The following is a 10,013-nucleotide window of genomic DNA, read 5'->3' on the forward strand; positions in this document are numbered from 1 at the left end:
AAGTCAGCGGTAAAACAATCAAAAAGCTTACTTAACAATTAAATCGTTTAGGTTCCCCATAACGCCAGCAAGCCGAGCGAGAATCCCCAGCTGAGTGAGCCGGTTGTTACGGATATCTTCGTTCTTGTCCATAATCATGTTCTCGTCAAAGTAACTGGTAATCACTGGTTCTAAGGAACGTAATGCAGCAAAGTTCTCCGCAACCGTCCGGCCTGCAGCTTGCTTTTTCAGGTCATTAACCGCATCGTAAAGCTTTTGCTCGGACGGGTTTTCAAACAGTTCTGGGTTAACCTTAGCAGTAGGAGCTTGGTTACCCTTCTTGGCAATCCGCAGGACCCGAGTCAAAGCCTCAATGGCGGCCTTAAAGTCTCCATCATTCTTGTGGTCGTCAATGGTCTGAGCTGCCTCAAAGATGTTCGCCAGGTCATTAACCTTCGTATCACTAACGGTATCAATTATATCGTGACGAAGCTTCCGTTCGCTCAGCGCCTGCTTAACCCGGTCTAAGAAGAATTGACGAACAGCGTCAGCATTCTTTGAAAGGTCAAAGTTAGTCTTAATATTAGCGGCGGCAAAGGCCTTGATAACGGCTGCCTGGATGCCGAGCAGTGGCAGGTGCCAATTCCGGTCGTTAATGATCCGCACAATTCCAAACGCCTGACGACGCAGAGCATACGGGTCGTTTGAACCAGAAGGAATCATCCCTACCGCAAAGAAACTCAAGATGCTGTCGAGCTTATCGGCAATTGCAAGGATAGCTCCTAACTTGGTCTGTGGTAGCTCACCCTCAGCAGAAATTGGCATATAGTGTTCCCGAATAGCAGTTGCAACGTCGTCCTTTTCGCCGAAGAGTTTAGCATAGATTTCACCCATTACCCCTTGAAGTTCGGCAAACTCGCCGACCATTTGGGTGGTCAGATCAAACTTGTAAATGTGGGCAGCACGGTCAAGGTCAGCCAGCTCATCATCCGTTAAGTTAAGCCGCTTGCCAATTAACTGTGCAATCACGGCTGTCCGCTGCATCTTGTCGTACATCGAACTAATCTTGTCATGGAAGCTAACCCGCTTCAGGCGGTCAACGTACTGGTCAATCGTCAGCTTTTGGTCTTCCTCGTAGAAGAACTTAGCATCTTCAAGCCGCGGAACCAGGACTCGTTCATTCCCCTTGATGATATTTTCCAGGTATTCCTTGTTCCCGTTCCGGACGGCAATGAAGTTTGGCAAGAGGTTACCGTCATGGTCGCGAAGGTAGAAGAACCGCTGGTTATCCTTCATGGAAGTAATCAGGACCTCATCTGGCAGCACCAGATACTTCTTATCAAAGGATCCCGCAAAAGCAGTTGGCCATTCCACCAGGTTGTTAACCTCTTCCAAGAGGTCCGTATCCTTATCAATTACCCAGTCATGTTCTTCAACAATGGCATCAATTTGGTCATTAATTACCTGCTTACGCTTAACTGGGTCAACGATTACGTAATCCTTGTACAGGGCATCGACATAATCAGTGGCCTTTTGTAATTCGATGTTATGTCCTAAGAAACGGTGTCCCCGGGTAGTCCGACCAGCCTCAACATCAAGAATCTTAAACGGGACCACCTGATCATTAAGCAGGGAAACTAACCACCGAATTGGGCGAATAAATTGTAAGTTGTGGTAACCCCACTTCATCAGTGTTGGGAAGGTCATTGCGGTAATCACGTCTGGTAAGCCCTTCAGCACTTCGGCAACTGGCTTTCCGGCAATGTGCTTTTCAACAAAGACGTAATCAACACCCTTAACGTCCTTGAATTCGATGTCGTCAACGCTGGCCCCTTGGCCCCGGGTAAAACCGATTGCCGCCTTCGTCCAGTTACCATCAGCATCCTGGGCAATCTTCTTAGCAGGGCCCTTAACGGATTCATCAACATCTGGTTGCTTGTCGCTAAGGCCACTAATCAAAAGGGCAAGCCGCCGTGGGGTTGCATATTCTTGAATGTCATCAAATGAAATCCGTTGTTCCTTCAGGTAATCAGCTACCCGCTGGTGAAGTTGCTTAATACTTGGCGTAACAACATGTGCAGGCATTTCTTCAACGCCCACTTCTAGTAAATATGAATTAGCCATCTTACTTGTCCCCCTTCTGCGCTTTTTTAGCCTTCTTGGCTGCTTGTTTAGCCGCGCGTTGCTTGGCCTTCTCAGCCTTCTTGGTGTACTCATCGAGTGTCTTTTGCCGTAGTTTATCGTCGTGAATCAATGGGAAGCCCCGTTTCCGCCGCTCTTCGACAAAGGCCTTCGCAATTGACTTTGCCATAATCCGAATCCGGTGGAGGTAACCTGCCCGTTCAGTAACGGAAACTGCCCCCCGGGCATCCAGGAGGTTAAAGGTATGACTGCACTTCAGAACATAGTCATATGCCGGGTGAACTAAGCCCAGTTTAATGAGCCGCTTAGCCTCGGTTTCGTAGTCGTTAAAGGCTGCCAGCAACATATCCTGGTTGCTTTCCTCGAATGCGTACTTGGAGTGCTCGTATTCTGGCTCCTTAAAGATATCACCATACAGGACCCCGTCAGCCCATTCCAGGTCGTAAACAGAGTCAACGTTTTGAATATATTCAGCGAGCCGTTCCAAACCATAGGTAACTTCTGAAGCCACTGGGTTCATCGGCAGTTCACCAACGACTTGGAAGTAGGTAAACTGGGTAACTTCCATGCCGTCAAGCCAAATTTCCCAACCAACACCGGCACAACCCATGGATGGGTTCTCCCAGTTATCTTCCACGAACCGAATATCGTGTTCAAGCGGGTCAATTCCGAGTTCCTTTAAGCTTCCCAAGTACAGGTCTTGAATATTATCCGGTGATGGTTTCATGATTACTTGGAACTGGTGGTGCTGGTAAAGCCGGTTCGGGTTTTCACCATAACGACCGTCAGCCGGACGCCGGGATGGTTCGACATATGCAGCGTTCCATGGTTCTGGACCGATTGCCCGTAAAAAGGTGTATGGGCTCATTGTCCCGGCACCCTTTTCCGTGTCGTAGGCCTGCATCAGCATGCAGCCCTGCTTTGCCCAGTACTGTTCAAGCGTGAAGATGATATCCTGAACACTCAGCTTTTTTGTTGTCATCTGAATACTTCCCTTCATATCAAAAAGTCCCTACAGTTACGGAATAGTAACTGCAGGGACGAGATTACATCGCGGTTCCACCCTGCTTTTTTGCATTTCTGCAAAACAGCTTAGTTAAAGATGACTGGTAAAGGGCCTACAACGGAACCTTTAGTAGGGCTTTCACTCTCCCCTACTCGCTTGATAAAGGCGTAACCATTGCTTTTCTCCGTCAACGTCAACCAATATTCAAATTAAGTGTTACCAATAAACATCATTTATAATAGATAAACTTTCTCAAATTGTCAATCGTCGGTCGACAATTTACCCATTTTTTGTTCCAGACGGTTCATCTGGTTGATGAATCGTTTACTCTTCAAGCGGAGACCCACCTGATCATTGTAAAGAGTATCCAAAACGTACTGAAGGCGCTCCTTGGTAAAGGAGTTAATTTTAATGGTGTTCACCTGCTGGAGGTTTAGGGCCGCAAACTGCTGCAAGTAATAGGCAGTCCGGCGGTCAAGATGAAAGCGCCGCTGGTCAAGGTACCAGTGTCGGTCACACAGCATCCCACCATACTGTTCCGAAAAATCAAGGGGACGGTGGCGTTCGCCACAAATAACGCACCGGTCCCAGGTCGGGGCAACCCCAAAGACCGTCAGCAGCTGGGTCTCGATTACGTTGGTGACAACCTGCTCGTCTTGTCCCCGATTAATTAGGTCAAGGGCAGCTGCCACCTGGTTAAACCAACCGCCAATCCCCTGGCCATCTGTGAAGGCGTGGTCAACCAAGGAAAGGATGTAGGTGGCGTAGGCATTACGCCGCAGGTCGGTAGCAATCCCCTGGTACTGGTGCGTTTCACTCGCCGTGTTCACAAAACTAAGCCCCTGATTGTCAAGTGCTCCAATATAGGTTCCGTGCGTAAACGGCAAAAAGTCGCTTGCCATGCGAAAGCCCCGTTTCTTGCCATCACGGATGTGAAACATTGCCGGGCCAATCTTATCCGTCAACATCTTGACGAGCAGGTCCCGCTCCCGGTAGTCCCGCCGGTAGATAATTATCCCTGTAAAATCAGTGGTCTCACGGGCCATCATTAAGCCCCCTTGAAGTAATTAGTAGTCCTTGTTGCGGTAGCCATAGTCCTTAAGCATTGCCGACTTATCGCGCCACTTCGGCACAACCTTGACCCACAGCTGGAGGAAGACATGGTCACCAAGCAGGCGCTCAATATCCTTACGGGCCATTGTCCCAATTTTCTTAAGCATCTGACCCTTTTTGCCAATGATGATTCCCTTTTGTCCTGGCCGTTCGACAACAATGTTAGCAGAAATATGGACATGCTCTTCGTCCTCACGCTTAACAGAGGTGACATCGACGGCAACAGAATGGGGGACCTCATCCCTGGTCAGCATGAACACCTTTTCCCGGATCATTTCGGCAATGACAAAGCGCTCGGGGTGGTCGGAGATCTGATCATCTGGGTAGTACTGGGGCCCATGGGGCAGGCCCTTAACCAACTGGTTGATTAACTCGTTAACGTTGTTTCCCTGAAGGGCAGAGACCGGAATGACCTGCTTGAAGGGAAGGTCATCCTTGTACTGGTTAACGATGTCGGGCAGTTCGTTGGGGTGGACCTGGTCGATCTTATTAACAACCAAATAAATTGGCTTTTTAACCTGCCGTAACTTTTCAATAATGAAGTTGTCACCAGGGCCCCGCTTCTCACTGGCACTGACAACATAAACCACGGCATCGACTTCATCTAAAGCAGAGAGGGTCGACCGCTCCATAAAATCGCCAAGCTTGGTAACCGGCTTGTGGACACCGGGCGTATCAATAAAGACGATTTGGGCTTCGGGACTCGTGTAGATCCCCTGAATTTTATTCCGGGTCGTCTGTGCAACATCACTCATGATTGCGACCTTTTGACCAACAATGTAGTTCAGTAAAGTTGACTTACCAACGTTGGGCCGGCCAATTAGCGCAACAAAACCTGATTTATAGTTTGGATTATCCATTTTCTTCTCCCTACTTCAATAACCGCATAACGTATGGGCCAAATATTATCAGGCCCACCAAGACGGCAAAGCACGCCGCAATCAAGACACCCCCGGCGGCCACGTCCTTTGCCTTCTTTACTTCAACATCATAGTGGTGGCTCACCAAGAGGTCGGTAACGGCCTCAGTGACGGTGTTCAAAAACTCAGCGGCAAAGACTAAAAAGATCACCAGGAGGAGCCATAGCCAGTCTGTCGCCCGAATATGAAAGAATATTCCGGCGAGAACAACCAAAAATGCGGCCAGGACGTGGTAACGCATATTACGTTCCTCACGCAGCATCGTGATGATTCCATCAAAGGCGTGGCTCATCGCCTGCAGGAGGTGATTATTTTTGGTTACCTGGTGCTTATCTCTTGAGTCCATACTCATCTAGTATCTCCCGTTGTAATGCAAACATTTTTTTCTCATCGGCCGGTTTTTCATGATCATAGCCATTTAAATGAAGGAATCCATGGATAACCAGAAAGCCCAGTTCCCGGTCACTTGAATGGCCCAAAAACTTAGCCTGTTCTGCGACCTTATCAATTGAGACGAAGAGGTCGCCAAGGTTCTCCGGTAGTTCGGCTGCCAACGCTGGGTCCATAATGATGGGGGTTTCGTCCCCACTCTCCTCCGCAGCAAAGCTTAAAACGTCGGTTGCCCGGTCGACTCCCCGGTACTGTTTGTTAAGTTTGCGGATTGTGGGGTTAGTCATCAGGGTTACCGACATCTCGGTGTTATCCTTAAGGGCTAACTTACAGGCAGCAAATTGCAAAACGTCCTTAACCAGGGTCAATTGATTCTCACTTACCTGGCCACCAGTTTCATCATATACTGTCAGGTCCACCACTATTCCTCCTTTGACGTCTTTTTATCCTTGCTTACTTTTTTGGTTGCGTGCTCTTCATATGCCGTGATGATTCGCGCAACAACCGGATGCCGAACAACATCTTCAGCACTAAAGCGAACAAATTTAATTGACTGGATATCATTCAAGATGCGCTGCGCACTCACTAGCCCGCTCCGCACACCATGGGCCAGGTCAATCTGTGAGATATCACCGTTAACGACCATCTTAGAGCCAAATCCCAGCCGGGTTAAAAACATCTTCATCTGAGCGTTAGTGGTATTTTGTGCCTCATCGAGAATAACGAAGGCACCGTCCAACGTTCGTCCCCGCATGTATGCTAATGGGGCGATTTCAATGATTTCCCGTTCCATCAGGCGTTGGGTATGATCAGTACCTAAAATATCGTTTAAGGCATCGTAAATTGGCCGCAAGTACGGATCAACCTTTTCCTGCAAGTCACCAGGAAGAAAGCCAAGGCTCTCCCCAGCTTCAACGGCCGGACGGGTAACGATAATCCGTTCAACCTCACCGCGCTTGAGGGCCGCCACTGCCATCGCAACTGCCAGGTAGGTCTTCCCTGTTCCGGCCGGGCCAATCCCAAACGTGATGTCGTTATGCTTCATTGCGTTGACGTACTGGCGCTGGCCAAAGTTCTTAACCCGGACCGCACGCCCCTTACGATCCTTGATAATGGTCTCACTGTAAAGGTCCGCAAAGTATTCCAGCGTTCCCCGGTGGGCCATCTTCATTGCGCTGACAATATCAGTACTGTGCAGGTGGATTCCCTGTTGAAGAAGGTTTACCAGGGCATGGAAGACGTCAATCGTCAGTTTAACGTCCTCCCGACGTCCACTAACCTTCAAATTGCCGCCAAAGGGGTTCAGGGTAACCTCCATCCCCTGCTCAAGCAGACTGACAAACTTATCCTGGGGCCCTAAAATACCAACCTCGATTGCTGGTTGGTCAATTTGAAATACTTGTTCATATTCTTGCGTACTTTCTGCCAAATTATTCAATTCTCCTTTAACGATTAAATTACGCTTTTTCAGATTGATTATATCATAGCTTTCCCCGGGTTAATAACTAAAGCGCACCCAACCGCCTTCAACGGGACACCAAAAGGCCCTGACGGCAAGTAAGTCTTGACATCAGGGCCTTTCAATCTTGTATTACTTATTTAATATTTGTTTAGCGGCAGTAATCTGGGCCTTAACCTGGTCAAAGCCGGTCCCACCGAGCGAGTTCCGCCGCTGAACCGCAACGGCTGGCTTCAAGACCTGGTAGACATCATCTTCAACCCGCGTGTCAATCTGCTTAAACTCGCTTAGCGGAATGTCTGCTAGGTCGGTGCCGGCCTTAATCCCCTTGAGGACCAACTCACCAACAATCTCATGGGCCCGCCGGAACGGGATCCCCTTGGTTGCTAGGTAGTCAGCCAGCTCAGTAGCGTTAGAGAAATCGTGCTGGGTGGCATGGGCCATCTTATCCTTATTGACATGCAGGGTTTCAATTATCCCGGTCATAACCTTCAAACACGGTAGAATGGTCTTAACAGTATCGAAGACCCCTTCCTTGTCCTCCTGCATATCCTTATTGTACGCCAGTGGCAGACCTTTCATGGTGGTCAAGAGTCCCATCAGGCTGCCGAACACCCGGCCGCTCTTCCCCCGAATCAGCTCTGCCATGTCCGGATTCTTCTTCTGGGGCATGATGGAACTACCGGTTGAATAGGCATCCGATAATTCAATGTAGTTAAACTCATAACTGCACCAATAAATGATTTCCTCACATAAACGGGAAAGGTGCACCATCAAGATACTGGCGTTACTCAAAAACTCCAGTGCAAAGTCCCGATCACTGACGGCATCTAACGAGTTAGCGTACGGTTTCTTGAAGCCGAGGAGTGCCGTCGTCATTTCCCGGTCAATCGGAAAGGTCGTCCCGGCAAGGGCTGCGGCCCCCAGCGGTGAGAGGTCGGTATGCTGCTTGTTAAAGGTAAAGCGCTCCACATCCCGCTGAAACATTTGAAAGTAAGCCATTAAGTATTGACCATAAGAGATCGGCTGGGCGTGTTGCATGTGGGTATAACCCGGCATGATGGTTTCCACGTTCTTTTCGGCAAGGTTGACTAGGGCCTGTTGAAGATCCTTGAGGGCGAAGATGATCTTAGGCAGCCGTTCTTTAACGTAAAGGTGGAAATCGGTTGCCACCTGGTCATTACGACTCCGTCCGGTATGGATTTTACCGGCAACTGGACCAATTTTCTTGGTCAAGAGGGCCTCAATATTCATATGAATATCTTCATTCTCCACGTCAAACGGTAGGCCTTGTTCCTCAAGTTCGGTCATTAAATCATTTAACCCGCCAATAATTTTGTCAGCGTCCGCCCCAGATAAAATCTGGGTCTTCTTCAGCATCTTCACATGGGCCAGTGAGCCCATGATATCTTCTTTTGCCATCTCCTGGTCAAAGGAAATGGAGGCGCCAAATTGGTCGACGAGCTGGTCGCCGCCCTTTTCAAACCGGCCGCCCCACATCTTCTTAATAGGCATCCGTTACTTCCCCTTTCTGTGAATGGTGGTTAGCTTTTTCTTGGACCTGGGCATAGACCTTGTCGGGTAATTCCCAGAGCTTAATAAAGCCAGTTGCGGCCTCTTGGTCAAACTCGTCCGCAGAGGTATAAGTTGCCAGGTTCTTATCGTACAAGGAGTTTGGTGACTTCCGTCCTTCACAAATGACGTTCCCCTTGAACATCTTTACCCGGACAACACCGTTAACCACCTTTTGTGTTTCATCAATGAACGATACTAACGCCTTCATCAAAGGTGAGTACCATAGTCCATTATAAATGATTTCAGCCATCTTGCCTTCAATTACCGGCTTGAAGTGGGCAACTTCCCGCTCTTGAGTCAGGTCTTCAAGGTCCTTGTGGGCAGCTAGCAAGACGGTTGCAGCGGGGCATTCGTAGATTTCCCGTGACTTAATACCAACTAACCGGTTCTCAACGTGGTCAATCCGGCCAATCCCGTTATCACCAGCAATCTTGTCGAGCTTCATAATTAACTGGTCCAGGGGTAATTCCTCACCATCAAGGGCGGTTGGGACCCCTTCTTTAAAGGTAATTTCCATTACGGTTGGCTGGTCAGGAGTTTCTTCGATTGGGGTTGTCCGTTCGTAGGCATCCTCAGGAGCCGCTGCCCAAGGATCTTCAAGAATCCCACATTCATTGGCCCGTCCCCACAGGTTCTGGTCGATTGAGTATGGGCTTGCCTTGGTAATTGGCACGGGAATATTATTGTCTTTTGCATATTGGATTTCTTCTTCCCGTGACCAGTGCCAGTCCCGGATAGGATCTTCAATCTTCATTTCAGGAGCCAGGGCATGAATACCAGCTTCGAACCGGACCTGGTCATTCCCCTTCCCGGTACAACCGTGCGCAATTGCGGTAGCCCCGTACTGCTTGGCAGTGGCAACCAACTTCTGGACAATCAGTGGCCGTGACAGTGCCGAAACCAGTGGGTACTTTTGTTCGTACATTGCATGGGCCTGCAATGCAGGAAGAACAAACTGTTCCGCGAAGTCCAGCTTGGCATCAATCACAACTGACTTCCAGGCACCAATTGCCGCCGCCTTATTTTTGATAGCTTCCAGGTCAAGGCCTTCGCCAACATCAATACAGCAGGCAATTACGTCATAGCCCTTGTTCTTTAACCAGGCAATTGCAACAGAGGTATCAAGGCCACCGGAATAAGCCAAAACAATTTTTTCTTTACTCATTAATATCGTCTCCATTCATTTATTTGCATATTTATTAATTGAAATTAATATACAACATTATTGAATATATATCAAGCATTTTTGTAAATTTTCCGTATTTTATTCAAAAATATGTATAGTCAACCTGGAATGGCGGTATTTAAACAAGTAAAAAGAGCGGTTTAACTACCCGGGCTTTCGAGCAATCAAACCGCTTTTTAATTATCCTTACTGAAACTTGAAAGCTAATAATCACGCCAAAGGCGTGTGGTTATTGGCTTTTTT

At 48.5% G+C, this 10,013-nt stretch carries 9 protein-coding genes; all 9 read right to left on the reverse strand.

From position 1 onward, the window contains the following. Nucleotides 1-27 precede the first annotated feature (27 nt). The 9 genes from glyS to FD32_RS08985 all read right to left on the reverse strand — a co-directional run bounded on the left by glyS (nt 28) and on the right by FD32_RS08985 (nt 9,749). Nucleotides 28-2,103 carry a glycine--tRNA ligase subunit beta gene (glyS, locus tag FD32_RS08945; protein WP_047770003.1) on the reverse strand — a complete coding sequence of 692 codons (2,076 nt, stop codon included), beginning with the start codon at nt 2,101-2,103 and terminating at the stop codon, nt 28-30. 1 nt (nt 2,104) lies between these two features. Further along, nucleotides 2,105-3,103 (reverse strand): glycine--tRNA ligase subunit alpha, encoded by a 999-nt coding sequence (gene glyQ / locus FD32_RS08950; protein ID WP_235803798.1) that lies wholly within the window; start codon nt 3,101-3,103, stop codon nt 2,105-2,107. A gap of 284 nt (nt 3,104-3,387) precedes the next feature. Further along, nucleotides 3,388-4,173 (reverse strand): DNA repair protein RecO, encoded by a 786-nt coding sequence (gene recO, locus FD32_RS08955; RefSeq protein WP_047770000.1) that lies wholly within the window; start codon nt 4,171-4,173, stop codon nt 3,388-3,390. 21 nt (nt 4,174-4,194) lie between these two features. After that, nucleotides 4,195-5,100 carry a GTPase Era gene (era, locus tag FD32_RS08960; protein ID WP_047769999.1) on the reverse strand — a complete coding sequence of 302 codons (906 nt, stop codon included), beginning with the start codon at nt 5,098-5,100 and terminating at the stop codon, nt 4,195-4,197. 10 nt (nt 5,101-5,110) lie between these two features. After that, the gene (locus tag FD32_RS08965) at nt 5,111-5,506 is read right to left on the reverse strand and encodes a diacylglycerol kinase family protein (protein WP_191980306.1); all 396 of its coding nucleotides are present in this window, start codon (nt 5,504-5,506) and stop codon (nt 5,111-5,113) included. After that, a complete protein-coding gene (gene ybeY, locus FD32_RS08970; RefSeq protein WP_047769996.1) occupies nt 5,490-5,969 on the reverse strand; it encodes an rRNA maturation RNase YbeY in 480 nt (159 codons plus the stop codon). The genes FD32_RS08965 and ybeY overlap by 17 nt, the downstream gene beginning before the upstream one ends. Nucleotides 5,970-5,971: 2 nt before the next feature. Then, the gene (locus FD32_RS08975) at nt 5,972-6,979 is read right to left on the reverse strand and encodes a PhoH family protein (protein WP_047769994.1); all 1,008 of its coding nucleotides are present in this window, start codon (nt 6,977-6,979) and stop codon (nt 5,972-5,974) included. A 162-nt stretch (nt 6,980-7,141) separates the two neighbouring features. Beyond that, the gene (gene argH, locus FD32_RS08980; protein ID WP_047769992.1) at nt 7,142-8,524 is read right to left on the reverse strand and encodes an argininosuccinate lyase; all 1,383 of its coding nucleotides are present in this window, start codon (nt 8,522-8,524) and stop codon (nt 7,142-7,144) included. Next, complete coding sequence (locus FD32_RS08985; RefSeq protein WP_047769990.1) at nt 8,514-9,749, reverse strand: argininosuccinate synthase; 1,236 nt, start codon at nt 9,747-9,749, stop codon at nt 8,514-8,516. The genes argH and FD32_RS08985 overlap by 11 nt, the downstream gene beginning before the upstream one ends. Between the last annotated feature and the right edge of the window lie 264 nt (nt 9,750-10,013).

The organism is Limosilactobacillus panis DSM 6035 (genome assembly GCF_001435935.1).
GTDB classification, from domain to species: Bacteria; Bacillota; Bacilli; order Lactobacillales; family Lactobacillaceae; genus Limosilactobacillus; species Limosilactobacillus panis.

Bases quoted from the DNA above. Each gene is read 5' to 3' on its own strand.
- glyS (WP_047770003.1), bottom strand. From the start codon at position 2,103: ATGGCTAATTCATATTTACTAGAAGTGGGCGTTGAAGAAATGCCTGCA.
- glyQ (WP_235803798.1), bottom strand. From the start codon at position 3,103: ATGACAACAAAAAAGCTGAGTGTTCAGGATATCATCTTCACGCTTGAA.
- recO (WP_047770000.1), bottom strand. From the start codon at position 4,173: ATGGCCCGTGAGACCACTGATTTTACAGGGATAATTATCTACCGGCGG.
- era (WP_047769999.1), bottom strand. From the start codon at position 5,100: ATGGATAATCCAAACTATAAATCAGGTTTTGTTGCGCTAATTGGCCGG.
- FD32_RS08965 (WP_191980306.1), bottom strand. From the start codon at position 5,506: ATGGACTCAAGAGATAAGCACCAGGTAACCAAAAATAATCACCTCCTG.
- argH (WP_047769992.1), bottom strand. From the start codon at position 8,524: ATGCCTATTAAGAAGATGTGGGGCGGCCGGTTTGAAAAGGGCGGCGAC.
- FD32_RS08985 (WP_047769990.1), bottom strand. From the start codon at position 9,749: ATGAGTAAAGAAAAAATTGTTTTGGCTTATTCCGGTGGCCTTGATACC.